General features: G+C 67.2%; 25 protein-coding genes. 8 read left to right on the forward strand and 17 right to left on the reverse strand.

Going from position 1 to position 26,551, the window contains the following annotated elements; genetic code table 11:
* Positions 1-258: 258 nt before the first annotated feature.
* A complete protein-coding gene (locus QO058_RS16460; protein ID WP_284167377.1) occupies positions 259-2,703 on the forward strand; it encodes a sensor histidine kinase in 2,445 nt (814 codons plus the stop codon).
* Complete coding sequence (gene tsaE / locus QO058_RS16465) at positions 2,700-4,196, forward strand: tRNA (adenosine(37)-N6)-threonylcarbamoyltransferase complex ATPase subunit type 1 TsaE (protein WP_284167378.1); 1,497 nt, start codon at positions 2,700-2,702, stop codon at positions 4,194-4,196. Before QO058_RS16460 ends, tsaE begins: the two co-directional genes overlap by 4 nt.
* A 116-nt stretch (positions 4,197-4,312) precedes the next feature.
* Here tsaE and QO058_RS16470 read toward each other — a convergent pair whose 3' ends face one another.
* From QO058_RS16470 to rph, 4 genes are all read right to left on the reverse strand, one after another.
* Positions 4,313-5,536, reverse strand: a complete 1,224-nt coding sequence (locus tag QO058_RS16470; protein ID WP_284167379.1) for an SMP-30/gluconolactonase/LRE family protein — start codon at positions 5,534-5,536, stop codon at positions 4,313-4,315.
* 179 nt (positions 5,537-5,715) lie between these two features.
* Positions 5,716-6,918 carry a radical SAM family heme chaperone HemW gene (gene hemW / locus QO058_RS16475; protein ID WP_284167380.1) on the reverse strand — a complete coding sequence of 401 codons (1,203 nt, stop codon included), beginning with the start codon at positions 6,916-6,918 and terminating at the stop codon, positions 5,716-5,718.
* A complete protein-coding gene (gene rdgB, locus QO058_RS16480; protein ID WP_284167381.1) occupies positions 6,918-7,565 on the reverse strand; it encodes an RdgB/HAM1 family non-canonical purine NTP pyrophosphatase in 648 nt (215 codons plus the stop codon). Before rdgB ends, hemW begins: the two co-directional genes overlap by 1 nt.
* Before the next feature lie 4 nt (positions 7,566-7,569).
* A complete protein-coding gene (rph, locus tag QO058_RS16485) occupies positions 7,570-8,286 on the reverse strand; it encodes a ribonuclease PH (protein ID WP_284167382.1) in 717 nt (238 codons plus the stop codon).
* A gap of 137 nt (positions 8,287-8,423) precedes the next feature.
* On the opposite strand from rph, the gene hrcA reads away from it, so the two are divergent.
* Together hrcA and QO058_RS16495 are read left to right on the forward strand one after the other, a co-directional pair.
* On the forward strand, positions 8,424-9,506 hold the full coding sequence (gene hrcA, locus QO058_RS16490) for a heat-inducible transcriptional repressor HrcA (protein ID WP_284167383.1): 1,083 nt from the start codon (positions 8,424-8,426) through the stop codon (positions 9,504-9,506).
* A 44-nt stretch (positions 9,507-9,550) separates the two neighbouring features.
* Complete coding sequence (locus QO058_RS16495) at positions 9,551-10,159, forward strand: ankyrin repeat domain-containing protein (protein ID WP_284167384.1); 609 nt, start codon at positions 9,551-9,553, stop codon at positions 10,157-10,159.
* Positions 10,160-10,166: 7 nt separating this feature from the next.
* Here QO058_RS16495 and QO058_RS16500 read toward each other — a convergent pair whose 3' ends face one another.
* The 10 genes from QO058_RS16500 to QO058_RS16545 all read right to left on the reverse strand — a co-directional run bounded on the left by QO058_RS16500 (position 10,167) and on the right by QO058_RS16545 (position 20,019).
* Entirely contained in the window at positions 10,167-10,520 is a 354-nt protein-coding gene (locus QO058_RS16500) for a cupin domain-containing protein (protein ID WP_284167385.1), read from the reverse strand.
* Between the two features lies 1 nt (position 10,521).
* Positions 10,522-11,136 carry a LysE family translocator gene (locus QO058_RS16505; RefSeq protein ID WP_284167386.1) on the reverse strand — a complete coding sequence of 205 codons (615 nt, stop codon included), beginning with the start codon at positions 11,134-11,136 and terminating at the stop codon, positions 10,522-10,524.
* An 87-nt stretch (positions 11,137-11,223) separates the two neighbouring features.
* Positions 11,224-12,543 carry a methyl-accepting chemotaxis protein gene (locus QO058_RS16510; protein WP_284167387.1) on the reverse strand — a complete coding sequence of 440 codons (1,320 nt, stop codon included), beginning with the start codon at positions 12,541-12,543 and terminating at the stop codon, positions 11,224-11,226.
* Positions 12,544-12,610: 67 nt separating this feature from the next.
* Entirely contained in the window at positions 12,611-13,738 is a 1,128-nt protein-coding gene (recF, locus tag QO058_RS16515; protein ID WP_284167388.1) for a DNA replication/repair protein RecF, read from the reverse strand.
* 15 nt (positions 13,739-13,753) lie between these two features.
* Positions 13,754-14,872 (reverse strand): DNA polymerase III subunit beta, encoded by a 1,119-nt coding sequence (dnaN, locus tag QO058_RS16520; RefSeq protein WP_126114589.1) that lies wholly within the window; start codon positions 14,870-14,872, stop codon positions 13,754-13,756.
* 133 nt (positions 14,873-15,005) lie between these two features.
* Complete coding sequence (gene dnaA, locus QO058_RS16525) at positions 15,006-16,508, reverse strand: chromosomal replication initiator protein DnaA (RefSeq protein ID WP_432212068.1); 1,503 nt, start codon at positions 16,506-16,508, stop codon at positions 15,006-15,008.
* 793 nt (positions 16,509-17,301) lie between these two features.
* A complete protein-coding gene (rpsT, locus tag QO058_RS16530) occupies positions 17,302-17,568 on the reverse strand; it encodes a 30S ribosomal protein S20 (RefSeq protein WP_284167389.1) in 267 nt (88 codons plus the stop codon).
* 169 nt (positions 17,569-17,737) lie between these two features.
* The gene (locus QO058_RS16535) at positions 17,738-18,052 is read right to left on the reverse strand and encodes a RidA family protein (protein ID WP_284172929.1); all 315 of its coding nucleotides are present in this window, start codon (positions 18,050-18,052) and stop codon (positions 17,738-17,740) included.
* A gap of 78 nt (positions 18,053-18,130) precedes the next feature.
* Positions 18,131-19,129 carry a threo-3-hydroxy-L-aspartate ammonia-lyase gene (locus QO058_RS16540; protein ID WP_284167390.1) on the reverse strand — a complete coding sequence of 333 codons (999 nt, stop codon included), beginning with the start codon at positions 19,127-19,129 and terminating at the stop codon, positions 18,131-18,133.
* A 116-nt stretch (positions 19,130-19,245) separates the two neighbouring features.
* The gene (locus QO058_RS16545; protein ID WP_284167391.1) at positions 19,246-20,019 is read right to left on the reverse strand and encodes an enoyl-CoA hydratase; all 774 of its coding nucleotides are present in this window, start codon (positions 20,017-20,019) and stop codon (positions 19,246-19,248) included.
* Positions 20,020-20,197: 178 nt separating this feature from the next.
* Here QO058_RS16545 and QO058_RS16550 point away from each other — a divergent pair, with 178 nt between their 5' ends.
* Positions 20,198-20,671 carry an SRPBCC family protein gene (locus tag QO058_RS16550; protein WP_284167392.1) on the forward strand — a complete coding sequence of 158 codons (474 nt, stop codon included), beginning with the start codon at positions 20,198-20,200 and terminating at the stop codon, positions 20,669-20,671.
* Positions 20,672-20,680: 9 nt separating this feature from the next.
* Here the strand turns inward: QO058_RS16550 and QO058_RS16555 are convergent, their stop codons facing one another.
* Positions 20,681-21,262 carry a chloramphenicol phosphotransferase CPT family protein gene (locus QO058_RS16555; protein ID WP_284167393.1) on the reverse strand — a complete coding sequence of 194 codons (582 nt, stop codon included), beginning with the start codon at positions 21,260-21,262 and terminating at the stop codon, positions 20,681-20,683.
* 8 nt (positions 21,263-21,270) lie between these two features.
* Positions 21,271-22,161 (reverse strand): bifunctional DNA-formamidopyrimidine glycosylase/DNA-(apurinic or apyrimidinic site) lyase, encoded by an 891-nt coding sequence (mutM, locus tag QO058_RS16560; RefSeq protein ID WP_284167394.1) that lies wholly within the window; start codon positions 22,159-22,161, stop codon positions 21,271-21,273.
* A 95-nt stretch (positions 22,162-22,256) separates the two neighbouring features.
* Here mutM and ubiE point away from each other — a divergent pair, with 95 nt between their 5' ends.
* The 3 genes from ubiE (at position 22,257) to QO058_RS16575 (ending at position 25,433) form a co-directional block, all read left to right on the forward strand.
* The gene (ubiE, locus tag QO058_RS16565) at positions 22,257-23,018 is read left to right on the forward strand and encodes a bifunctional demethylmenaquinone methyltransferase/2-methoxy-6-polyprenyl-1,4-benzoquinol methylase UbiE (RefSeq protein ID WP_284167395.1); all 762 of its coding nucleotides are present in this window, start codon (positions 22,257-22,259) and stop codon (positions 23,016-23,018) included.
* A 34-nt stretch (positions 23,019-23,052) separates the two neighbouring features.
* On the forward strand, positions 23,053-24,612 hold the full coding sequence (ubiB, locus tag QO058_RS16570; RefSeq protein WP_284167396.1) for a 2-polyprenylphenol 6-hydroxylase: 1,560 nt from the start codon (positions 23,053-23,055) through the stop codon (positions 24,610-24,612).
* 182 nt (positions 24,613-24,794) lie between these two features.
* Positions 24,795-25,433 (forward strand): L,D-transpeptidase, encoded by a 639-nt coding sequence (locus QO058_RS16575; RefSeq protein WP_284167397.1) that lies wholly within the window; start codon positions 24,795-24,797, stop codon positions 25,431-25,433.
* Here QO058_RS16575 and QO058_RS16580 read toward each other — a convergent pair.
* A complete protein-coding gene (locus QO058_RS16580; RefSeq protein ID WP_284167398.1) occupies positions 25,430-26,314 on the reverse strand; it encodes an aldose epimerase family protein in 885 nt (294 codons plus the stop codon). The two genes, QO058_RS16575 and QO058_RS16580, sit on opposite strands and share 4 nt — an antisense overlap.
* Positions 26,315-26,551: the final 237 nt, after the last annotated feature.

Below are 26,551 nucleotides of genomic sequence, written 5' to 3' on the forward strand. Positions count from 1 at the left end.
CGGCCTTTACTGTCGATTAAGCACTTCCTGACGGAGTCCTGCGGTGATTACAGTGGCACTGATTCGGGCTGCCGGCAGGCTTCGCACGTGGCGTCCGGTTTCGTGCAGCGGTGGCTTTGCGCAGGTTGCGGGCTTGGGTCCTTCAAGGGGAGCCATGATCGGCTGCCATGCCGACGGCACCTCGCCAATTGCGGCCACAGGCTGGTCTGGAACAGGACGGACGCGGGAATGAGACGGGCAAGGCAGGTCGGACAGGAGATGAACGGAGCGGTCCGCTTTCTCCTGCCCGGGCTTGCCGGCGTGGCGCCGGCCCCCGCTTTGGCTCAAGTCGAGGCTATCTTGCCCATGCGCGCCGACTGGCTCAACGCCGGCGGCCTCTCGATGATCTTCGTCGGACTCGTCGTCTTTGCTACGACCACCTCGATCCTCTATGTCCGCGAGCGCTCGCGCTGGACCCGGCGGGAAGGTGAGCTCGCCGCTGGCCTCGAGGCGACACGCGGTCATCAGGAGCGCCTCGGTGCACTGCTCGCGGCGGATCGACAGGTGGTGCTGAGCTGGCACGGACCGAAGGCGAGTCCGGTGATCGAGGGCGATAGCGGCTTCCTCGGCATTGGCGGCTCCGCACCGGCGCTGGCCTATGGCACCTGGGCTCCGCCGGCCGATGCAAAGCGGCTCGAACTCGCGACGGAAGCGCTCAAGGAGCATGGCGAAGCCTTCGCCTTCACCTTCAAGGCGAAGGCTGGACGCTATGTCGACGCCGAGGGCCGGCCCGTGGTCGGCCGCGCCGTGATCCGGCTGCGCGAGGTCGACGGTGAGCGCGCCCGGGCGCTGGCGCTGGAGGATGAACTCAGCAAGCTCGCCAGCGACCATGCCGCACTGACGACTCTGCTCGCCGGCGTGCCGCAGCCGGTCTGGACGCGCGCCACCGATGGCCGCCTGACCTGGGTCAACGGAGCCTATGCCCGGGCGGTCGAGGCTACCGACGGCCAGCAGGCGGCCCAGGCCGGGCTGGAGCTCTTCGACCGCAGCGAGCGCGAGGCGGCTACGAAGGCCCGCAAGGACGGCCGGGTCTTCCAGCTGCGTGCGCCCGTCGTCATGGCTGGCCAGCGCCGGATCGTCGATATCCTGGAAACGCCGACGCCCTCGGGCTATGCCGGCATCGCTACCGACATGAGCGAGCTGGAGGCGGTCCGCGCCGATCTGCAGCGCCAGATGGATGCGCATGTGCGTACCCTCGACCGGCTGAAGACCGGCGTCGCCGTCTTCGACGCCTCGCAGCGGCTGGTCTATCGCAATAGCGGCTACGAGGCCCTCTGGTCGCTCGACCCGGGCTTTCTCGATAGTGCGCCCGGCGACGGCGAGATCCTCGATCGTCTGCGCACCGAGCGCCGCCTGCCCGAGCTTGGCGATTATCGAACCTGGAAGGCCTCGGTGCACGCCGCCTACACCGCGACGCGCGCCAGCGAGGATTGGTGGTACCTGCCCGATGGCCGCACCATCCATGTCATTGCCAGCCCGAACCCCCAGGGCGGCGTCACCTATCTCTTTGACGATGAGACCGAGCGCTTCACACTCGAATCGCGCTTCAATGCGCTCTCACGTACCCAGCGCGAGACGCTCGATTCCTTGCGTGAAGGCGTCGCCGTGTTTGGCTCGGATGGTCGCCTCAAGCTCTCCAACCCGGCCTTCGCCCAGCTCTGGAAGCTCTCGCCTGAGCGCACCGCCACCGCGCCGCATATCGACGAGGTCGTCAGCCTGAGCCGGCCGCTCTTCCCGGACGATGCCGTGTGGACCGAAATCCGCAGCGCGGTCGCCGGCGTGCGCGATGCGCGCGAGGATTATCGCTGCCATATGGAGCGCCGGGACGGCATGGTGCTCGACTGCACTGCCGCACCGCTGCCGGATGGTGCAACGCTGATCACCTTTGCCGATGTCACCGCAGGCGTGAACGTCGAGCGGGCGCTGACCGAGCGCAACGACGCCTTGGAGAAGGCCTCGCGCCTGCGCGAGGAGTTCGTCCATCACGTCTCCTATGAATTGCGCTCGCCGCTGACCAACATCATCGGCTTCGCGCAATTGCTCGGCGAGGAGACGGTCGGCCCGCTGAACGACAAGCAGCGTGACTATTCCGGCCACATCGTTCGTTCCTCCGGGGCGCTGCTCGCCATCATCAACGACATTCTCGACCTTGCCTCGATCGACAATGGTGCGCTCGCGCTCGATCTCGAGGAGGTCGACGTCGCCAAGAGCATCGCCCAGGCTGCGACCGGCCTGCAGGACCGCCTCACCGACAGCAAGCTCAGGCTCCAGGTCGACATCGCCCCCCAGACCGGCCCGCTGCGCGCCGATCCCAAGCGCCTGCGCCAGATCCTGTTCAATCTGCTCTCGAATGCGATCGGCTTCTCCCAGCCGGGCCAGACCATCCGCGTCAGCGCCGGCCGGATCGGCGGCGAGATCCGCATCACCGTCGCCGACGAGGGCCGCGGCATCCCGGACGAGGTCAAGGAGAAGGTGTTCGACCGGTTCGAGAGCCATTCGCTCGGCTCGCGCCATCGTGGCGTCGGGCTCGGCCTGTCGATGGTGCGCTCGATCGTCGAACTGCATGGCGGCCGCGTCGAGCTCGATTCCGCCCTCGGTCAGGGCACGCGTGTCACCGCCGTCTTCCCGCCTGAAGGCATGCGCATCTCGGACGCGGCGGAATGAGTGACGAAGCCGCGCGGACGGGCAGCCATGTCGTCGTCCTGTCGACCGAGGCCGCGACGGTGCGGCTGGCGCAGGACATCGCCGACATCCTCAAGACCGGTGACATCGTCGCGCTGTCAGGCCATCTCGGCGCCGGCAAGTCGCTGCTGGCCCGCGCCATGCTGCGCCGCCTCACCGACGATCCCGGTTTGGAAGCGCCGAGCCCGACTTTCACTCTGGTCCAGAGCTATGACAGCCCGCGCGGGCTCCTGCTGCACGCCGATCTCTACCGCGTCCGCAATCCTGACGAGCTCGACGATATCGGCCTGGTCGAGGATCTCGATCTTGCGATCACCATTGTCGAATGGCCGGATCGGGCCGGCACCCGGCTCCCGGCCGGCCGGCGGCTCGACATCGTGCTGGAGGTTGATCCCGAAAACCCCGAACAGGGCCGGATCGCGACACTCTCCGGCGGCGTGCTCTGGCGCCAGCGGCTGTCGCTCGCCATCGGCGCGCGGCAACTGATCGACGAGGCCGGCTGGAGCGAGGCGCGGCGCGAATTCATGCTGGGCGATGCCTCCAGCCGCGCCTATGAGCGCCTGATCAGGCCCTCAGGCGAGACCGCGATCCTGATGATCTCGCCGCCGCGGGCCGACGGGCCGGCGATCCGCCAGGGCAAGCCCTACAGCGCCATCGCCCATCTCGCCGAAACCGTCGACGCCTTCGTCGCCATGGACAAGGGTTTGCGTTCGCTCGGCCTCTCCGCGCCGGCGATCCTGGCGCAGGACCTCGTCACCGGCCTGCTGCTGATCGAGGATCTCGGGGACGAGCCTGTCGTCGGTGCGGATGGTCCGATCCCCGAACGCTACGAGGCCGCGGCCCGCCTCCTTGCCGAGCTGCACCGGCACGCTCTCCCGACGATCCTTCCGGTCGCCGAAGGCCGCGACCACGTCCTGCCGGACTATGACCGCGAGGCGCTCGCGATCGAAACCGAACTGGTGCTCGACTGGTACGGCCCGCATATCGCCGGCGTGACCTTGCCGGCGGTGACGCGGGCGGAGTTCAGCCGCATCTGGGACAAGCTGTTCGACGAGCTCTTCGAGACGCCGGCGACCTGGACGCTGCGCGACTATCACTCGCCGAACCTGCTCTGGCTGGCGGATCGCGTCGGCCATGCCAGGCTCGGCCTGATCGATTTCAGGACGCAGTGCTTGGCCATCCCGGCTATGATCTCGTCGCGCTCGGGCAGGATGCCCGGGTCGACGTGCCGGCGGCGCTGGAATTGCGCCTGCTTGCTGCCTATGCCGGGGCACGGCGCGGCACCGATCCCGGCTTCGACCTGCCGGGCTTTGCCCGCGCCTATGCGATCCTCGGTGCGCAGCGCAACACCAAGATCGCCGGTATCTTCGCCAGGCTCGATCGGCGTGACGGCAAGCCGGGCTATCTCAAGCATCTGCCGCGGATCGAAGCCTATCTGCGCCGCAATCTCGAGCATCCGGCGCTGGCCGAGCTGAAGGCCTGGTACGAGACCTACCTGCCCAAGCTCTACGCCGACCAGCCGAAGCCGGAAGCCGAGGCCGACCCTGCGGAACAGGAGCGGCCTAAGCAGGACGAGGCCTGAGCTGACGCTTCAGGCCGGCCCGGCGCCTTGCGTGCCAAGATAGACCGCGTAGATCGACTGGCTCGCCGCCATGAACAGCCGGTTGCGCTTCGGCCCGCCGAAGCAGACATTGCCGCAGACCTCCGGCAACCGGATCCGGCCGATCAGCTTGCCCTCGGGGCTGAAGCAGAGCACGCCGTTGTAGCCGACCGCGCGGCCGGCATTGCTGGACGCCCAGAGATTGCCCTGCACGTCGCAGCGCAGCCCGTCCGGCCCGCATTTCACCCCGTCGACCATGCAGTCCGAGAACAGCTTGCCGTTCGAGAGCTTGTTGTCGGCGCCGACGTCGAAGACATGGATGTCGCCCTTGCCGCCCGGGCCGGTATCGCCCGGACCCTTGCCGGTCGAGGCGACATAGAGCTTCTTGAAGTCGGGCGAGAAGCACAAGCCGTTCGGGTCCGGCACCTGTTGCTCGGTGACGACGAGGTCGACCCGGCCGCTCGGATCGATCCGGTAGCAGTTCGTCGGCAGCTCGCGCTTGTAGAAGCCGATCTCCGGCGGTTGCCCGAGGCGGGGATTGATCTTGCCGCTGGTGTTGCTCGGCCCGCCGGCCGCATCGGGCGCGCCCTCGTAGAGCTGGCCGCCATAGGGCGGATCGGTGAACCAGTAGCTGCCGTCGGTGTGCTGAACGACGTCGTTGGGCGAATTCAGCCGCTTGCCGTCGAACCTGTCGGCGAGGATCGTCACCGAGCCGTCGAGCTCGTAGCGCACGACGCGGCGGTTGAGATGCTCGCAGGAGAGCTGCCGGCCCTGGAAGTCGAAGCTGTTGCCGTTGCTGTTGCCCGAAGGCGTACGGAAAACGCTGACGCGGCCATCATCCTCGAGCCAGCGCATCTGCCGGTTGTTCGGGATGTCGCTCCAGACGAGATAGCGCCCCTGCGCGTTCCAGGCTGGCCCTTCCGCCCAGAGCGCGCCGGTCCAGAGCCGCTGGATCGGCGCATTCGGCTGGGCCAGGCCCTCGAAGGCCGGATCGACCGCGATAACATCTGGGTCCCAGAAATAGGTCGTCGGCGCGCCGCTGCGGCTGAAATCGCGCGGCGGGCTGGTGATCGTGCTCGGCGGCCCGGGGCGGGCGGCCGGAGCCTGCGCCAGGGCCGTATCGGCGGCGGCTGCAAGCGCGCCTGCTCCCGCGACCTGCAACAAGCGGCGGCGCGACAGCGCCGGGCGCGTTTCGTCGATCTTGTTCTGCTGCATCGTGACCTCCCTGAGCCGGACTGTCCCGTCCTTGCGGTTAGCATCGGGGGCGCCGATTGCGGCGGTGACGTGGCGGCAAGCTGACGTTTCGTCATGGCAAGCCCTGTCCGAGCAGGGCTTCTCATCGACTTAAATCGGTTTAATGATATCGAGTCCGGAGCGCGGCGCCGCGATGGTCTTCAGGCCGCCAGATCCGCAACGAGAGCGTCGAGCAGCAGGGCGCCTTCCGGCGTCGCGGCGAGCCGCCCATTCGGCTTGCGGGTGAGGAAGCCTTCGGCGATCAGGCTGCCGATCCGGTTTCCGTTGAGCTTCCGGCCGGCCAGCCCCTCGAAGACGTCGAGATCGATGCCTTCGACAAGTCGGAGGCCCATCAGCAGGTATTCGTCCCCCTGCGCTTCGGTCGAGAGCCGCTCGTTCTCGACCAGTGCGTCGCTGCCGGCCTCGATCCGCTCCAGCCAGGTCTCGGGCCGCTTCTCGGTCGATTGCGCAAAGCGCCCATCCGCGGTCACCAGCCGGCCATGGGCGCCCGGGCCGATGCCGGCATATTCGCCATAGTGCCAGTAGACCAGGTTGTGCCGGCATTCCGCGCCCGGCCGGGCATGGTTCGAGATCTCGTAGACCGGCAGGCCGTGCTTGGCTGTGATCTCCTGCGTCAGCTCGTACAGCGCCGCGCCCGCATCGGGGTCGGGAATGGCGAGCTTGCCGGCGCGGAAGAGCTGCTCGAAGGCGGTGCCGGGCTCGATGGTGAGCTGGTAGAGCGAGAGATGCTCGGCGGCATGGCTGATCGCCAGTTCGAGCTCGGCCTGCCAGAGCGCCGGGGTCTGCGTGGGCGAGCGGGCATAGATCAGGTCGAAAGAGTAGCGCTCGAAATAGCGCCGCGCGATCGCGACCGCATCGAGCGCTTCCTGGGCCGAATGCATCCGGCCGAGCGCCTTGAGATCGGTATCGTTCAGCGCCTGCACGCCGAGCGAGACGCGGTTGACGCCCGCCGCCCGGAAATCGCGGAAGCGGCTGGCCTCGACGCTGGTCGGATTGGCTTCGAGCGAGACCTCGCAATTCGGATCGACGGTCCAGTGCTCGCCGATCGCGTCGAGGATCGCGCCGACAGTCGCTCCCTCCATCAGCGAAGGCGTGCCACCGCCGAAGAAGATCGAGTTGACCGTGCGTCCCGGCGCGAGCTCAGCGCGCTGGGCGATCTCGCGGCGGAAGGCGGCGATGTAGCGCGCCTGGTCCGGCGGTTGATGCCGGACATGGGAGTTGAAGTCGCAATAGGGGCATTTGGCCAGGCAGAACGGCCAGTGCACATAGACGGCGAAGCCGGCATCCGCAGTCGGATGTGCCGGCACGCCGGGTCGCCGCGCGGCAAGGGCGGCTGCGGCCATCAAGCGGGCGTCCTCAGGCAGGCGGCGGCCAGGACATGGAAAGCACGGGCCCGGTGCGACAGGCCGGGCGAGCCGTCCTGCGGGATGCCGTGCTTCTCTTCCGCCGTCATCTCGCCGAAGGTCTTGGCATGACCGGCCGGCTGGAAGATCGGGTCGTAGCCGAAGCCGGAAAGCCCGCGCGGCGCGTTGACGATCTCGCCGAAGACGCGGCCCTCGAACAGCTCCTGATGCCCGTCCGGCCAGGCGATCACCAGCGCCGAGACGAAATGCGCCTTGCGCTGGTCCGGCGTGGTCGCGCCGCGCTTGGCGAGTTCCATCTGGACGCGGGCCAGCGCCGGGGTGAAATCCTTGCCTGGCCCGGCCCAGTTCGCCGAGAACAGGCCGGGTGCGCCATCGAGCGCGTCGATGCAGACGCCGGAATCGTCGGCCAGCGCCGGCAGGCCCGACGCCTGAGCCGCCGCGACCGCCTTGATCGCGGCGTTCTCCGCGAACATGTGACCGTCCTCCTCGGGCTCCGGCAGGCCGAGCTCGCCGGCTGAGACCAGCTCGATCCCATAGGGCGCCAGAAGCTCGCGCATCTCGCGCAGTTTGCCCTGGTTGTGGGTCGCGATCACGACCTTGCCGTTGAGGAGGCGGTTCGCGCTCATGGCGTCAGGCCACCGTAGCCTTCTGCAGGGTCACCAGCTTGCCGATACCACCCTTGGCGAGCTTGAGCAGCGCCATCAGCTCTTCCTCGCTGAAGGGGGCGCCTTCTGCGGTGCCCTGGACCTCGACGAGGCCGCCAGAGCCGGTGATGACGAAATTCGCATCGGTCTGTGCGCCGGAATCCTCGACATAGTCGAGGTCGATGACGGGATTGCCGGCGACGACGCCGCAGGAGATCGCCGCGACATGGTCCTTCAGCGGATTGGCGCCCTTGAGCAGGCCGCGCCCTTCCATCCATTTCAGCGCGTCGTGCAGCGCGACCCAGGCGCCGGTGATCGAGGCGGTGCGGGTGCCGCCATCGGCCTGGAGCACATCGCAATCGACGACGATCTGGCGCTCGCCGATCGCGGTCAGGTCGACCACGGCGCGCAAGCTGCGTCCGATCAGGCGCTGGATCTCCTGCGTCCGGCCCGAGGGCTTGCCCGAGGTGACCTCGCGACGGGTGCGCTCATGGGTGGCGCGCGGCAGCATCGAATACTCCGCGGTGACCCAGCCCTTGCCGGTGCCGCGCAACCACGGCGGCCCTTTTTCCTCGACGGTGGCAGCGCAGAGCACCTTGGTCTCGCCGAAGCTCACCATGCACGACCCTTCCGCATAGCGGACCACGCCACGTTCCAGCGTGACCTTGCGCATCTCGTCGGCTGCGCGCTTCGAGGGTCTCATCGTGCCATCCTGTCTTCTGAATTCGCGGCTTGTAGGCGTTTAACCGGAGAGCGGCAAGGCGAGCCGGTCATGAGGGCTTGATCCTGCCGCGCGCGCCGGGGACAATGGGCCATGGTCATCAGGCTGTTCACGAGGCGATGAGCGCCCATACCCGCCCGGATTCGCCCGGCGGCCTGGTCGAGATCGACCAGCGCTCGCGCGAGATCTTTCGCCAGATCGTCGACGGTTACCTGACCACCGGCGAGCCGGTCGGCTCGCGCAACATCGCCCGCCTGCTGCCGATCGCACTCTCGCCGGCGACGGTACGCAACGTCATGACCGATCTCGAAATGGCCGGGCTGATCTATGCGCCGCATACCTCGGCCGGACGCCTGCCGACCGAGCGGGGCCTGCGTTTCTTCGTCGACGGCATGATGGAGGTCGGCAATCTGACCTCGGAGGAGCGGGCTCGCATCGAGGTGCAGATCAGGGCAGCCGCGAGCAGCCGCTCGCTCGACCAGACGCTGACCGAGGCTTCGGCGCTGCTTTCGGGGCTGTCGCGCGGTGCCGGCGTCGTCGTCACCACCAAGGCCAATGCTCGCCTGCGCCATATCGAATTCGTCCGGCTCGATGCTGCCCGCGCGCTCGTCGTCCTCGTCGCCGATGACGGCACGGTCGAGAACCGCATCCTGGCGCTGCCGCCAGGACTGCCCGCTTCGGCGCTGGTCGAGGCCGGCAACTTCCTCAATGCGCGCATCGTCGGCAAGACGCTGGATGAACTGCGCCGCGAGATCGCCGACAGCCGCTCGCAGATGGAGCGCGAGCTCGACGAACTGACCGCCCGGCTGGTCGAGACGGGCATCGCGACGAGCTCCGGCCCCTCCAGCGATCGGCACCTGATCGTGCGCGGCCAGGCCAATCTGCTCGAGGATCTGAAGGCGCAGGAGGACCTCGAGCGCATCCGCCTGCTCTTCGCCGATCTGGAGACGCAGACCGAGCTGATCGACCTGCTCTCGCGCGCCGAGGCCGGCGACGGCGTGCGCATCTTCATCGGCTCGGAGAACAACCTGTTCTCGATGTCGGGCTCGTCGATCATCGCCGCGCCCTTCCGCGATGGCGGCCAGCGCATCGTCGGCGTCGTCGGCATCATCGGCCCGACGCGATTGAACTATGCCCGGATCGTGCCGATGGTCGATTATACCGCCAAGGTGGTCGGGCGCCTGCTTGACAGCGGGCGATGAGGCGGTTGCTGCGCGCTGCCGCGATCCTGGTGGGAGTGTTGCTGATGGCGGGGACAAGCGAGGCACAGACCGGGCTGCTCGGAGCGGCGGGTCGCGGTGATCTTGTGGCCGTGAACCGCCTGATCACCGCCGGCGCCGATCTTGAACAGCGCGACGGCCAGAGGCAGACGCCGCTCCTGCTCGCCGTCGCCGGCAATCATGTCGCCATCGCCAAGGCACTACTCGCCGCCGGTGCCAGCCCGAACGCTCAGGCCGCGAACCAGGACACACCCTGGCTGCTCGCCGGCGCAAGTGGCCGCACCGAGATCATCGCGGCCATGCTGCCGCTTAAGCCCGATCTCTCGCTCCGCAACCGCTATGGCGGCAATGCGCTGATCCCGGCCTGCGAGCGCGCCCATGTCGAGACGGCGAAGCTGCTGCTGACGTCAGGCATCGACGTGAACCACGTCAACAATCTCGGCTGGACCTGCCTTCTGGAGATCGTGATTCTTGGCGATGGCGGCCCGCGCCATCAGCAGGTGGCAAGACTCGTGCTTGATGCCGGCGCCGATCCCAACCTCGCAGACAAGGATGGCGTCAGCCCGCTCCAGCATGCCCGCAAGCGCGGCCAGAGCGAGGTCGCTAGGCTGATCGCGGCCGCCGGCGGGCGCTGAGGGAAGTCTACTCCAGCCAGTCGGTGGCGAAGCGCTCGCTGGCGTGGATGTCGATCGATTCCAGCGTCTCCGGCCCGAGACTGCGGAATTTGTGCGGTACGCCGGCCGGCACGACCAGGATTTCTCCCGGCCCCGCCTCGATCTCCCGGTCGCCGATCGTGTAGAGCGCCCGGCCGGCGCGCACGATGAAGGTCTCGGGGTAGGGGTGGCTGTGCAGCCTTGGCCCCTTGCCCGGTTCTGCCCGAACGAAGATCAGCGAGACCTCGCCGCCGAAGCCCTGGACCTCGCCATGCCATTCGCCGGGGGTCTCGGACCAGTCCTCGCGGCGAATGGCGCGTGGTTTTGCCGCGATGCCTTCCATCTCAGCCGCGCGCCGCGATCGCTGCCGCAGCACCGGCCATCACGCCGCCGGTGACGCGGTTGATCCGGCGCATGGTCTTGGGGCTCGCCACCAGCCGCCGCGCCCGGTCGGCGGCGAAGGCATAGCCGAGCAGGGTCGTGTTGATGATCAGCATCGTCAGCACGGCGACCTCGACGAAGGCGAGCGGCGTGATCGCCTGCAGGTCGACGATCAGCGGCAGGATCGAGACGAAGAACACCATCACCTTGGGATTGCCGAGCGTCAGCGCGACGCCGCCGAGGAAGAGGCGGACGCCCTCGCCGCGCATCGCCGGCTGGTTTTCCAAGCTCTTCACCGGCGCGGTCCAGAGCTTCCAGGCGAGATAGATCAGATAGGCGCAGCCGGCGTACTTGATCACCAGGAACAGGCCGTGGAAGCTCTGCATCAGCACGGACAGGCCGAGCGCCGAGAAGGCCAGCCAGACCAGATCGCCGGCCGCGATGCCGAGCACGAAAGGCACGGCCCGCGGGAAGCCGGTTGAGAGCGAGCGCGCCACGATCGCGGCGATGCCTGGGCCGGGCGAGGCGACGGCGAGAAAATAGACACCGGCGAAAACCAGCAATCCGGCGAGATCCATCGGGCGTTGCTCCCTCATGTCGGGTTGTTGCGCTCAGACTAGCAGCCTGCGGCGGACGTGTCCCATCGTCATGCGTGATGGGAGGGATCAGCCGGTTTGGCGGATCCGACCGCGCCGTCTCTCGGCGCGGGCCTTGGCAACGGAGCCGAGGAAGTCACCGATCGACTGTTCCAGCGCCTGCGATTGCGATGAGGTCGCCCGGACCCGGTCGTCGACCTGCTGGGCGAGGGCAGCAGCTTCGCTGGCAAGTCCCTCGACGAGTGCGGCATGGCGCGCGATGGCGTCGACGCCCGAAGACGAGCTTTCCGCCCGCTCAGCGATCGAGCGGATATGGCTGGCCTGCCCCGCAACGGACTCGGCAACGACGCCGGCGCTGTCCTGCAGCGTCTGCATGGTCTGGCCGAGCCCCCGCACCGCTTCTCCGATGGCGCGCCCGGCATTGGCAACCTCGCTGACGCCCTGGCGGATGGTCTCGGTCGCATTGTTGGTTGCGGTGGCGAGCGACTTGACCTCGGCTGCGACGACGGCGAAGCCCTTGCCCGCCTCGCCGGCGCGAGCAGCCTCGATGGTCGCGTTGAGCGCCAGCAAATTGGTCTGCGCTGCCAGGCTACGGATCAGCTCGACCAGGCTGCCGATGCGGTCGCTGGCCTGCTGCAGCAGGGCGACGCTGTCGCTGATCGCGTGGCATTCGGCGTTCGCTGCTTGGGTGGCGCGGCTCGAGCCGGCCGTTTCCTGCGATATGCGCGCGCTGGCGAGCTCGAATTGCCGCGTCGCGGCAACGATTTCGGCGACGGAGGCGGCGACCTGCTCCGGCCGCTCCTGGGTGACGGCGAGTGCCGACAGCGTCGCACCGGCCTTGGTCGAGAGCTGGCCAGAGAACCCGGCGACATCTCCCATGCTGGCCTCGATCGTCGAGATGCGTTCGGCGATTCCGTCGCGAAAGCCGTTCTCCAGCGCGCCGAGGCGGTCGTTGACGTCGCTTTCGAGCGCTTCGTCAAAACAGGCGAGCGAATAGGAGATGTCGGTCAGCATGATCTTGGTGAACACATGCAGCGCCACGTCGACCGGCCCCCAGCGCCGCTTCCAGCGCGCGACCAAGACGGCGAGGAAATTCGAGAAGTCCTCGATGAAGAACTGCGGGTAGTCGGCGAGCAGGATGTCGCGATCATTCGCGCGGGCGACGATGCGCAGCTTCGCCAGCCGGTAGCGCTCATCGAATTCGAGCTTGAACAGCTTGCGGTATTTTAGCTGCTCGTCGGCGAAGATGTCGAGCTGGTCGAGATCGCGGCCAAACGTCTTCACATAGAGCTTGCGCACCGAGGCGTCGAAATGCGGCTCCAGGATCGTCAGCAGGCGGCTGGCGATCGCAGCTTCAGCCTGCGTGAAGGACGGTTGCGAGGGATGCATCGCTGGGAGCGTCGCTCAAAATGGTTAACCACCCTTAGCGTCACCTGCTGCGCTGACGTCGTGCCGGCTAGGGCGTCGGCCGAACCTCGCCGGGGGTGACCAGGAAGCGCTGCGCTCCGGGCGGGAGATCGCCGAAAAGGGCCGGGTCGGCCCCTGTCATCCAGACCTGGCAGCCGAGCTCAGCAAGGGTTCCGTAGAGCGCCGCGCGCCGGCGCGGATCGAGATGCGCGGCGACTTCGTCGAGCAGGACGAGCGGCGGCAGGTCGCTCATCGTCGCGACGAGGCGCGCATGGGCGAGAACGAGGCCGATCAGCAGCGCCTTCTGCTCGCCGGTCGAACCTTGTCCGGCCGGGATGTCCTTGGCCGCATGGCGTACGGCGAGGTCGGAAGCCTGCGGCCCGGTGAGCGTGCGCCCGGCAGCCTTGTCGCGCGGGCGCATCTGAGCCAGCAATTCGCGATAGCGATCCTCGGCATCGAGCGCCGGCAGGCTCGCGACCATGGCGTCGATCTCCCCCTCCAGGGCAATCTCGGCTTGTGGGAAAGGCGAGGTGTCATCGTGGTTCTGGGCGATGATGGCGGAGAGCCGCGCCACCGTCTCGGCCCGGGCAGCGGCGACGGCGACGCCGAGTTCGGCGATCTCGCGCTCGACCGCGTCGAGCCAGCGCTGCTGGTGCGGGTTCTCCTCGAGGATTCGATTGCGCGAGCGCAGCGCTTTTTCGAGCGCGTTCGAGCGTGTGCCATGGCCGGGATCGACCGCCAGCACCAGCCGGTCGAGGAAGCGGCGGCGCTCGCCGGCCGAGCCACGGAACAGTCCGTCTAGATCGGGCGTCAGCCAGACCAGGCGCAGATAATCGCTGAAGGCGAGCGCCGAACCGGCCGAGACACCGTCGATACGGGCGATCCGCGCCCGGCGCCCCTCGGCATCGGGAGCCTCCAGCCCGATCCCGAGCCTTGCCCCGTCATCGGCGAGCGCGATCGAGACGGCAAAGCCACCATCGCCGGGTTGGCGCGCCATGTCGGCAAGATCGGAGCGTCTAAGGCCGCGGCCGGGGGCGAACAGCGAAAGCGCTTCGAGGAGATTGGTCTTGCCGGCGCCGTTCTCGCCGCACAGCGCAACGAGCCGGCCCTCGATCGCAAGATCGAGGGCCGGGTAGGAGCGGAAATTCTGCAGTGTGAGGCGGGCGACCGCGGTCAAGACGCTCTCGCGGGATCAGACCCGCATCGGCATCAGCACATAGAGCGCGGATGCACCTTCGCGGTCCTGGATCACCGTCGGCGAACCCGGATCGGCGAGCTTGAGCAGGGCGGTGTCGCCGTCGAGCTGGGCGGCGATGTCCATCAGATAGCGCGCGTTGAAGCCGATATCGAGCGGGCCGGCATCGTAGTCGACCTCGATCTCCTCGGTCGCCGAGCCGGAATCCGGGTTGGTCACCGAGAGCGTCATGCGGCCATCGGCCATGGAGAGCTTCACGGCGCGGCCACGCTCGGACGAGATCGTCGAGACACGGTCGACGGAGGCCGCAAAATCGCCCCTGTCGACGGTGAGCAACTTGTCGTTTCCGGACGGAATGACGCGCTGATAGTCGGGGAAGGTGCCGTCGATCAGCTTCGAGGTCAGCACGACCTCGGCCGTGGCGACCCGGATCTTTGTGGCGGAGAGCTCGATCTGCACCTCGCTCTCACCATCCTCGAGCAGCTTCTGGATCTCGGACACCGCCTTGCGCGGCACGATCACGCCCGGCATGCCGAGCGAACCTTGCGGAGCGGCGGTGTCGACGCGGGCGAGGCGATGGCCGTCGGTCGCGACCGCGCGCAGCACCGGCCGCCCGTCGACGTCAATGGCGTGCAGATAGATGCCGTTGAGATAGTAGCGCGTTTCCTCGGTCGAGATCGCGAACTGGGTCTTGTCGATCAAGCGCTTGAACTCGCCGGCCGGCAGCACGAAGCGATGCGCCATCTCGCCGGCGGTGATGTCCGGGAAATCGCTCTCCGGCAAGGTTTGCAGAGTGAAGCGTGAGCGGCCCGAGCGCAGCAGCATCTGGCCGGTCTCGCCGGTGGTCTCCAGCGAGACCTGCGAGCCGTCAGGCAGCTTGCGCACGATGTCGTAGAGCGTGTGCGCAGGCACCGTGGTCGCGCCGGGCTCGATCACGTCTGCCGGCACGGTCTCGACGACCTCGATGTCGAGATCGGTCGCCTTCAGCTTCAGCCCGTCCTCGCTGCCGCGCAGCAAGAGGTTGGACAGGATCGGGATCGTGTTGCGCCGCTCGACCACACGATGGACATGTCCGAGCGACTTCAGGAGCGTGGAGCGTTCGACCGTAACCTTCATGGGCGTCTTCTGGCGTGCTGGCGCCCGCGCGGCGAGGCGCGCGGGCGAGAGAATGGCCCGCGACATTGCCGGAGGGCCGGTTCCCGCGCAAGGGCAGGAATGCCCGCAATCACAGCTAACACGAGAGGCGGGCTCACTCCTGCAGCATACGCTTCAGCAGGTCGACCTCGTCATGCAGCAGCCGGTCCTCGACGATCGCCTTCTCGATCTTGCGCACGGCATGCAGCACGGTGGTGTGGTCGCGCCCGCCGAAGCGGCGGCCGATCTCCGGCAGGGAACGCGGCGTCAGTGCCTTGGCGAGATACATCGCGATCTGGCGCGGCTTGACCACCGCTGCGGTGCGTCGCTCCGACAGGATGTCGGCGCGGCTGACATTGTAGCGGGTCGCGACCAGCTTCTGGATGTCCTCGATCTTGACGCGGCGCGGCTCGCGCGTCCGCACCAGGTCGCGGATCGCCGCCTCGGCGGTCTCCATCGTCACCGTCGCGCCGGTGAGCGTCGCATGGGCCAGGATGCGGTTGGCGGCGCCGTCGAGGTCGCGGCCGTTGGTGGCGACCGCCCGGGCGACATAGGCGATCACATCCGGGTTGACGTGGAAGCTCGGATGGGCGGCCTTCAGCCCGTCGAGACGGATCGTCAGGATCTTGACCCGCAGCGCTTCGTCGAGCTCGCCGATCTCGACGACGAGTCCGCCGGCGAGCCGCGAGCGGATGCGCTCGTCGAGCGCCTCAAGATCGCTGGGCAGCCGGTCGGCGGCGACGACGATCTGCTTGCCGGCATCGATCAGCGCGTTGATCGTGTGGCCGAATTCCTGCTGGATCGAGCGGCCCTGGATGAACTGGACATCATCGACGATCAGAAGGTCGATGCCGCGCAGCTTCTCCTTGAAGGCGAGCGCCGTCTGCGACTTCAGCGCCGCGACGAAGCCGTACATGAAGCGGTCGGCGGTGAAATAGGCGACGCGCTTGCCGTGCTGGCGCGCATCCTGGGCGATCGCCTGGATCAGATGCGTCTTGCCGAGGCCGACGCCGGCATGGAGATAGAGCGGGTTATAAGGCGTAGAGCCCGCGGGCGCCGCCGAGATCCGCTCGGCAGCGGCGAAGGCGAGCGCGTTCGATTTGCCGACGACGAAGCTTTGGAAGGTCATGCGCCGGTCGAGCAGCGTGCCATTGGCGTCCATGGCATCGCGCTCGCCGGACGGATGGGTCGCCGAGGCGGGAGCAATCTCTGCAACGGGAGCTGTGGTACGGGGCTGAGCCATGCGTGCCCGCTGTGCCGGGGTGTCCCGGCAGGGCTCGGAGCTATCCCGCGCCACCTGGCGCACCGCGAGGGCAATCCCATTGGGGGCGTCGAGCTCCGCCACGCAATGCGTCCGCAGGCGCTCGGCATAGTGGGCTTCGAGCCAGCTCTTCAGGAAGCGGGTCGGAACGGTGAGATGGGCGACGCCGTCGACGATCGCACCAATCTCGACGCGGGCGAACCAGCTGGAGAAGACATCCTCGCCGAGTTCAGCGCGCAGGCGCCGGCGGACCCGGTCCCAGCGCTCCTTGAACCCGGCGGTGCCCGCAGGCGCCGTCAGGACAAGCCCCGTCACCGCCGGGGTGGCCGCAGCCTCAGCCAGATTGCCAGTCACCATCCGCTCGAACATTCCGATTGCCCCGTTCAAAATTGCACGCACTTGTCCGTCCACTCGAAGGGCCGGCTGTGCGATGTCTGGTTCGTAGAAAAGCATGGCTCTGTTCACGGACGCGATGCCGCGAAACGAGGTCACTCCAACGCTTTTCATGATAATGCCGCGTGACCTGAAAATCCGGTCGCGGCCGCTCGCCGTTTTAACGCTTTTAAATCTTCAAGATGCGCAATCTCATTCTTCCAACCCCTTCCGGTTGTAAGTCAAAACCATCAACAATTCTGTGGGGGGCCGGCCGGACATCTCTGTCCGCCCGGCGATGAAAAGACCTTACAGGGCGGCCTCGAACGGGGGCAATATCCCCGTCAGCCGGCTTCACGGATTGGGGGCTAATGGACCCATGCCTGACCTACCGGTAAGTGCCTCGCAATCAGTTGGGGAAGTTAAGCTTTTCTTTACCGGGAGAGTCTCGTGCCGGCTCCGAATCTTTTTTTTTGAAGGGGGCAGCCTACCCCTTCGGGGGGAGGGCGATTCCTGAGGGCAAATTGCTTTGCCCACTAAGGTGATGAAAAATATGGAGGAATTCTGCGCGGTCCAAAGCCCTGGGTAGGGCCGTTTTCGACCTCGAAAACGGCCTCGAAGTCAAGCCGGTAAAGCAGTGGAAAGATTGCGGAATCCGCGTTGACAGCGGGTGTTGCGTCGCAGCATCGGAGCCGCTTCAGAGGGCGAGCCGACAAACAAAAACCCGGCCTCTCGGCCGGGTCATAAGCACCGTCAAATCCGTTCTGCTGAACGGTGATCAGGAGGCCAGCGCGCTCACACGGTGAGCCAGACGCGAAACCTTGCGCGAGGCGGTGTTCTTGTGAACCACGCCCTTCTGCGCGGCCCGCATCAACTCCGGCTGGGCGGCCTTCAGTGCCGCTGCTGCCGCGCTCTTGTCACCGGAGGCAATCGCCTCCTCGACTTTACGCAGATAGGTGCGCACGCGGCTGCGGCGCGCCTTGTTCACTTCGGTGCGCCGCACGATCTTGCGCGCGGCCTTCTTGGCCGAAGTCGTGTTGGCCATGGTCTGTCCTCGTCCTCATCGTGGCGAGCGCCTGACTATCGCCGGCTGGCACGACCACGAACCTTCGGTTGAAAATGCGAGCGACGGTCCTGCCCGAGCAAGACCGCCGCGAGGCCCGACCCTATAGTTCTTGCCGCGCGCGGCGTCAACGGTGGAATCGCCGCCGCTTTCAACCCGCCTTGCGGCGGACCGCCACTGCCTCGATCTCGATGAGATAGCCATGGTGCAGTTCCGGCACCGGAACGACGGCACGCGCGGGCTTATGGAGCCCGAAGGCTTCGGCATAGATTGCATTGAACTCCGGCCAATGCGCCGCGCCGACCAGATAGGCGGTGACTTTCAGCACATCGGCTTGGCCGCAACCGGCGGCGTCGAGCACGGCAAGGAGATTGTCGAGCGCCTGGCGCGCCTGCACGGCGAAAGGTTCGCCGGCGGTATGGCTGCCGTCGGGGCGTGGCGCGAGCTGGCCCGAGACGAAGACCAGATCCTTGTAGGCGACCGCTTGCGAATAGTGCCCCCGCCGGCGCCGGCACGTCCGGCGTGAGGATCGTCTCGATTTTACTCATGCGCCTTCGCCGATGAACCGCGCGAAGCTCGCGAGATCGACATTGCCGCCGCTGATGATGACGCCGACGCGCTTGCCTTCGACCGGCACCGCCCCGGTGAAGGCCGCGGCTGCGGCAAGGCAACCGGTCGGTTCGACCACGAGTTTCATCCGCTCCGCGAAGAAGCGCATCGCCGCGACGAGGGCGGCGTCCGGCACGGTGACGATGTCCTCGACGAGATCGCGGATGATCGGGAACGTATAGTTGCCGAGGAAGGCGGTCTGGGCGCCGTCGGCGATGGTCTTGGGCACGTCGATCTTGACGATTTCGCCTTTGCGCAGCGATTGCTGGCCGTCATTGCCGGCTTCCGGCTCGACGCCATAGACGCGGCAGCCCGGGTCGAGAGCCTTTGCCGCGAGCAATCCGCCGGCCAGCAGCCCGCCGCCGCCGACGCAGACCAGGATGATGTCGAACGGGCCGGCTTCCTCGATCAATTCCTTCGTCGCCGTGCCCTGTCCGGCGATAACGTCCGGATGGTCATAAGGCGGGATCAGCGTCAGACCGCGTTCCCTGGCGATGCTGTCGCCGAGCGCCAGCCGATCCTGGCTGTAGCGATCATAGGTCACGATCTCCGCGCCATAGCCCCTGGTCGCTGCGACCTTCGCTGCGGGCGCGTCGAGGGGCATGATGATCGTCGCCGGCGCGCCGAGCAGCTTGCTGGCATAGGCGATGGCCTGGGCATGGTTGCCGGAGGAGTAGGTGAGCACGCCGGCCTTACGCTGTTCAGGGCTGAGTGCTGCGATGGCATTGTAGCCACCGCGGAACTTGAAGGCGCCCATGCGCTGCAGGTTCTCGGCCTTGAAGACGAGATTGGCGCCGGTGCGCTCATTGGCCGTGCGCGAGGTCAGCGCCGGCGTGCGGTGTGCCACGCCGGCGATGCGCTTGGCTGCCGCCTCGACATCGGAATAGGTCGGCAGGGTGATGCCGTCGGTGAGGGAGCGGGCTGCGGCGGTCATGGCAAATCCTGCGTGCTTCAAGACGAACACGCATGGTTCAGCAGTGCCGCCGGCCTTTCAAGTGAAAGAACGTGACCCCGGCCATGCATGGCGCTGATCGGCCAAGGCCTCCAGCCTCAGCGGTTCTTGAACTCGGGCTTCCGCTTCTCGATGAAGGCAGCCATGCCTTCCTTCTGGTCGTGCGTGCCGAACAGCGCCGAGAAGATGCGGCGCTCGAAGCGCAGCCCTTCCGCCAGCGTCGTCTCGAAGGCCCGGTTGACCGATTCCTTTGCTGAAAGCAGCGAGGGCAGCGACTTGGCCGCGATCTGCTCGGCCGCCTTCAGCGCCTCGGTCATCAGATCGGCGAGCGGCACGATGCGGGCGACGAGCCCGGCGCGCTCGGCCTCGGTCGCATCCATCAATCGGCCGGTCAGGCACAGATCCATCGCCTTGGCCTTGCCGATGGCATGGGTCAGGCGCTGGGTGCCGCCGGCGCCGGGTATGACGGCGAGATTGATCTCGGGCTGGCCGAATTTGGCATTGTCCGCGGCGATGATGAAATCGGCCATCATGGCGAGTTCGCAGCCGCCGCCGAGCGCAAAGCCCGCAACCGCCGCGATGATCGGCTTGCGACGCTGGCCGATCCGGTCCCAATCGGCGAACTTGTCGTCGAGATAGGTGCCGGGATAGCTGCGCTCCTGCATCTGCTTGATGTCGGCGCCGGCGGCGAAGGCCTTCTCCGAGCCGGTCATGACGATGCAGCCGATGCCGTCGTCCCGCTCGAAGCCGTCGAGTGCCGCGTTGATGTCGGCGATCAGCTGGACGTTGAGCGCGTTCAGGGCCTGCGGCCGGTTCAGCGTGATAGTGCCGACCTTGCCCTTCACCTCGACGAGAATGGTCTCATAAGCCATGGCGGCCTCCCGGATGCTGCTGTCGCCGCAGCTTTAGCGGGTGGCGCCGCGGCAAGTCCATGCGCGCCGGTGCAAGGCTGGATGGGGCTGCGCGTTCGCGGACCAGGCGCGTGGAAACATGCTGCGCGGTTCGGGCGTTTTATCCCGTTAGTCTTCCCAACCGTTCAGGGAGCCTGCCATGCCCGCCGAGACGAGAACCGACACGGCCTCACGGCTGATCAAGGCTTCGCCGGGCGCGATCTACAACGCCTTCGTCGATCCCGCCACGCTTGGCAGATGGCTGCCGCCGCAGGGGATGCGGGCGAAGATCGAGCGCTTCGAGCCTCATCCCGGCGGCAGCTACCGCATGGTCCTGACCTATGACGATCCGGCCGGGGCGCCCGGCAAGGCCAGCGCCGACAGCGATATCGTCGAGGGCCGCTTCGTCGCGCTGGTGCCGGGCGAGCGCATCGTCTGGGAGGTCGGCTTCGTCTCGGACGACCCCGCTTTCGCCGGCACGATGACGATGAGCTGGCGCTTCAAGGAAGTCCGCGACGGCACCGAGGTGACGATCCTCTGCGAGAACGTGCCGGCCGGCAACGGCAAGGAGGATCACGATGCCGGGTTGCGCTCGACGCTGGAGAACCTCGCGCGCTTCATCGAAACGGCCTGATCTGACGTGTCAGCTCGACGACAGGGCCTCGGCGAGCAAACGATGGAACGCTGAAGGCGCCGTGCGCGAGCGCCAGGCTGCAATCAACCTGTCCGCATTGATCTCTGGCGGAGACGCCGAATCCAGCTCCGTGTCATAGAGGCAGTAGCTGTGGATCTGGTTGTAGTCGCGGCGGGCGTCGCCGACCTTCCGGTCGCCGCGCGCGATCTCGCGGCGTTCCAACTCGGCGAGATCGCAATGCAGGCCGACGAAGAAGACATCTTCGTTCACGAGCAGGCGCGCCAGCCGCAACAGCCAGTCGCGGCTTTCCATGATGTGTTCGACGATCAGGTTGTTGCCGCAGCGGACATAGGCCGAGAGCGATTGCTCGAAACCCTCGAAGAAGGCGTCGCGCATCGCGGCCCACTGGAACTCGCCGCTGCGGATGCGCGCCGTCGGCAAGACGCCGGAATCGCGCAGATGGTCGATCGAGATATGCCAGAACGGTTCCTCGATCCGGGCCTGCACCGCGCGCGCCAGCGAGGATTTGCCGCTGCTGGAAGCGCCGTTGAGCAGGATGATCTTGCCGGGCGGGCGAGGAGCGTCGGGCATCGTGGTCCTCAAGCCCGTTTCTGGCAGCTCTCGCAATAGAAGGTCGAACGCCCGGACTGGACGAGCCGCTTGACCGGATGCCCGCAGCCCGGCGTGACGCATGGATCACCCTCGCGGTCATAGACCTTGAAGCGATGCTGGAAATAGCCGAGCGAGCCGTCGGCATGGGCGAAATCGCGTAAGGTCGAGCCGCCGGCGGCGATCGCCTCCTCCAGCACGTCGCGGATGATCTGCGCCAGGAGATGCGCCTTCTCGCGCGGCTTGCCGGTCGGCGTCGCCAATGAGCCGGCCGCGGCCTCCGGGTGCAGCCCTGCGCGGAACAGGGCTTCGCAGACATAGATGTTGCCGAGCCCGGCGATCAGCCGCTGGTCGAGCAGGGCGGCCTTCAGAGGCGCGACTTTCCCCGAGAACAACTTCGCCAACAGTTCGCCGGAAAGCTCGTTGCCGAGTGGCTCGATGCCCATCCCGGCAAAGTGTTTGGAGGTTTCGAGGCCGGCGCGCGGCACGAGGTCCATGAAGCCGAAGCGGCGGACGTCATTGTAGGTGACGCGCGCGCCCGAGCCGAGATGGAAGACGACATGGTCGTGGATGAGATGCCGGCCGATCTCGTTGTAATAAGCGCCGGGCTCGGTCGGCTTCGTGCCGGGGGCTTCGACGATGAAGCGCCCGCTCATGCCGAGATGCATGACCAGCGCCTGCCCGTCGTCGAGATCGGCGATCAGGTATTTTGCCCGCCGCGACAGCGCCTCGATGCGCCTTCCGGTCAGCCGCTCGGCGAAGCGCTCTGGCAGGGGAAAGCGCAGATCGGGCCGATTCTGCTCGATCCTGGCGAAGCGCTCGCCGAGCATGGCGGGCTCCAGCCCGCGCCGGACGGTTTCGACCTCGGGAAGTTCAGGCATGGCATCGGCTCTTCAGCATGCGTCGAGAGGGCCCGCGACAACGGCCCAGCCTTTCGCTATTCATCGCCTCACCCGAACACAAGAGCGGCCCAACCGTGACAGCAGCCTCCGACACCACCCATTTCGGCTTCGAGAACGTGCCGCTCGGCGAGAAGCAGGCCAAGGTCGACGACGTCTTCCACAAGGTCGCCGGCCGCTATGACCTGATGAACGACCTGATGTCGGCCGGCCTGCACCGTGCCTGGAAGGAGGCGCTGCTTACGGCGCTGAAGCCGCCACGCGACCGGGCTTTCCACCATCTCGACGTTGCCGGCGGCACCGGCGACGTCGCTTTCAAGGTGCTGGAGGAGGGCGGGCCGCAGACCGACGTCACCGTGCTCGACATCAACGCCGAGATGCTCAGCGTCGGGCGCGAGCGGGCGCAGAAGCGCTTTCCGGACGATGAGCGCATCCGCTTCGTCCAGGGCAATGCCGAGGAACTGGCGCTGCCGGACGCGACTTTCGACGCCTATACGATCGCTTTCGGCATCAGGAACGTGCCGCGCATCGAGAAGGCGCTGGCCGAGGCCTACCGCGTCTTGAAGCGTGGCGGCCGTTTCCTTTGTCTCGAATTCTCCCATGTCGACGTGCCGCTGCTCGACAAGGTCTACGAGGCCTATTCGTTCAACGTCATCCCGCCCATGGGCAGGATGGTGACCGGCGAGGCCGAGCCCTACCAGTATCTCGTCGAGTCGATCCGCAAATTCCCGCGCCCGCAAATCTTCGCGAACATGATCGCCGAGGCGGGCTTCCGCCGCGCCAGCTTCACGCCGATGACTGGTGGGGTCGTGGCGCTGCATTCCGGCTGGAAGCTGTGACGACGCCAGCGATGCCGACCAGCCGCATCCCCGCATGATCTCCGCCCTCGCCCATCTCGCCCGCTCGGCGCGGGTCGGCTTCGTGCTGGCCCGCGAGGGCGCTCTCGCTCTGGTCGACCCGTCGGTGCTGCCGCCGGCGGCGCGCGCGCTGATCGCGCTCGGCCGGCTGATCGAGCGCCGCGGCGCCGGCTCCTCGGCGACGCGCCTTGCCGCGGCGCTGACACGGCTCGGCCCGTCCTATGTCAAGTTCGGCCAGTTCCTGGCGACGCGGCCGGACGTCGTCGGCATGAAGATCGCCGAGGACCTCTCGGCGTTGCAGGACCGGATGGCCCCGTTCCCGATGGCGCAGGCGCGCGCTGCGATCGAGACGGCCCACGGCAAGCCGGTCGAGGCGATCTTCGTCGACTTCAGCGAGCCGGTGGCGGCCGCCTCGATCGCTCAGGTTCACCGCGCGCGCCTCAAGGACGGTTCCGAGGTCGCGGTCAAGATCCTGCGGCCCGGGATCCGCGACCGCTTCCACCGCGACCTCGCTTCCATGCGCTTCGGCGCGCAATTGGCGGAAGCACGATCGCCCGAGGCGCGCCGCCTGCGCTTCGTCGCCATCGTCGAGACGCTGGCGCGTTCCGTCACCATGGAGATGGACCTGCGGCTAGAGGCGGCGGCGCTCTCGGAGTTCACCGAGAACACCAAGGAAGATGCCGATTTCCGTGTGCCAGCGCCGGACTGGCAACTGACCGCGCGCGAGATGCTGGTCGACGAATGGATCGACGGTATCCGTCTCTCGGATGTCGAAGCGCTGCGCGCGGCGGGCCACGACCTAGCGGCGCTCGGCCGCAACGTCATCCAGTCCTTCCTGAAGCATGCGATCCGCGACGGCTTCTTCCATGCCGACATGCATCCCGGAAACCTGTTTGTCGATTCTGAAGGACGGCTTGTTGCGGTCGATGGCGGCATCATGGGCCGGCTCGGCCATAAGGAGCGGCGCTTCCTTGCCGAGATCCTGTTCGGCTTCATCACCCGCGACTATCGGCGCGTCGCCGAGGTGCATTTCGAGGCCGGCTATGTCCCGGCCCATCATTCGGTCGACGACTTTGCCCAGGCGATCCGCGCCGTCGGCGAGCCGATCCACGACAAGCGCGCCGACGAGATCTCGATGGCGAAGGTGCTGACGCTCCTGTTCGAGATCACCGGCCTGTTCGACATGGCGACGCGCACCGAGCTCGTCATGTTGCAAAAGACCATGGTGGTGGTCGAGGGCGTCGCCCGCACGCTCGATCCGCATCTCGACATGTGGACCACGGCCGAACCGGTGGTGCGCGACTGGCTGACCCGGAATCTCGGACCGATCGGCAAGCTCGAGGATGCCGGGCGCAGCGTGCGCACGCTTGCCGCCAGCCTCGCCAACCTGCCGGAAACGGTCGGCCGGGCCGAGCGCGTCCTCGGCCAGCTCGAGGATTCCTCGCGTCATGGCTTCTCGCTTGACGAGGCCAGCGTGCAGGCGATCGGCCGGGCCGAAGCGGCGCGCAATCGCTGGGGCAACTGGGCGCTCTGGCTGATCGCGGCACTGCTCGCCTGGATCGTGTTCTTCGACTAGCGATCGAGGGCGCTCCGGCAGGGCGCGGTTGGAAACCATTTGAGCGGTTTGCGCTTTACAAGCGCCGGCCCCTCGGGATTCCTTTACGGCAAGGCCGGAGCTGCCCTCGCAGAGCGCATGCGTCCCTGCGGCAGCAACCAAAGAGCCGTTTTCTTCAGGTTGCGTCGTTCAGGAGCAGCGTCATGTATCGCCTTCTCGGCATTCTTGCCTTTCTATGCACGTCGTTAGCCGGCCTGGCCTCAGCTGAGGCCAAGCTCTATGTCCGCGTCGACATCGTCGCCCAGCGCATGAGCGTCGCCACCAGCGATGGCGAAGTCCATAGCTGGGCGATCTCGTCCGGCCGCAAGGGCTTCCGCTCGCCCAACGGCGTCTATCGCCCGACGCGGCTCGAGCGCAGCTGGTATTCCCGCAAATACGGCGGGGCGATGCCCTATGCGGTGTTCTTCCGCGGCGGCTATGCCATCCACGGCACCGCTGCCGTCGGCGCGCTCGGCCGTCCGGCTTCGCATGGCTGCATCCGCCTGCATCCGGCCAACGCCGCCAAGCTCTTCGCGCTCGTCAAGAAGCACGGCGCCGGCAGCACCCGCATCGCGCTGAACGGCGCTGCGCCGGACAATCTCTCGCGCTTCGCCAAGGCGTCATCCGGCTCCAAGCACAAGATCGCCAAGGCCAAGATCAAGACGCAAAAGGCCGTTCTCACCGCCAAGCAGCAACGCCAGGCTCCGGCCTGGGGCGAGGCACGCGAGCAGATGCTGCTCAGGCCGGCGATACCCGCCGGCGCGATCGGCTTCCAGCCTGTGTCGGGGTCGGGCTGGCGCTAGAGCGCCTCTGCGGCGATCCGCATCCATCCTTCCAGCGTTTCTCCCGGCTGAAGCCGGGCGAGCGGCGAAGCTTCGCGCACGATCTTTTCGCTCGGCGCACCGGCGGCGTGGCTCTGCGGCTCGACGCAGAGGAAATCGACGCCGCCCGGCGCCCAGACCACTGGGCAGCGCAGGCTCTCGCTTGCGCTCACGGTGATGGCGAGTCCGCTGGACGGGGTCTCGATCCGGGCCGTGCCGTCCCAGCCCAAAAAGCTCCAGGCGCTCTCGGCGCCGGTGGCGAAGACCGGATTGCCGGCATAGGGGCCGCCATCGGTGAAGGCTTGCGTCCCCGTCGCGCGGAACAGGTCGCCGAAGATCAGCGCGCCGGTCGCAGTCATACCAAGGCGGGTATCGGCGGCGCAGGGAAACCAGGGATGCAGGCCCATGCCGAAGGGTAGGGCCTGGTCGGCCTCATTGGTCAGCGAGAGCACGACGGTCATACCGCTCTCGTCGAGCCGGATCTCCTGTTTCGCCAGGTAGCGATAGGGATCGGCGCCGGCACTGCGCCGGTGCACCAGCACGGTATGGCCGACGCCCTTCTGCTCGACCCGCCAGGCGGATTGCCAACCGAAGCCATGGATCGTGCCGGCAGGGTTGTTGGATGGCACGTTGAAGCGGGTATGACCGTCGTCGACCAGGCTGTCGAAGGCGCGGTTGGCGAAGGGTAGCATCGCCCAGATACCGAACTTGTTGGGCGTTTCCGTCTGTGGCGCGAGGCCGGCCGGGGCATGCAAGAGCGCATGCGTCCGGCTATCCGGCCCCTGCCAGTCGAGCGAGGCGATCATGCCGCCGGCTTCCGGGGCGATGCGGGCGCAATAGCGTTCCGCTGAGAGAGTAAGCATCGCAGTGTCCTTTAAGGCGATCAGAGGCGTCGCAGCATCCACAAGCGCCATGTCTGCGCCGGAAGGTCGAGTTCGTTCGTCTTCGACTCGATTGCGCTCGCTGGCGACATCGTCAAGAGCCAGATTCGCCGCGAGGCGGATCAGCCGCCGCCGGACTTGACCGGGCCGCGTTGGCCGGAGAGATTCCCGGCCCTTTTGTTTCGCCTCGGCCGGGATACCGAACGAGGCACGCATCCT

Origin of the sequence: Bosea vestrisii (assembly GCF_030144325.1) — a bacterium.
GTDB lineage: Bacteria > Pseudomonadota > Alphaproteobacteria > Rhizobiales > Beijerinckiaceae > Allobosea > Allobosea vestrisii_A.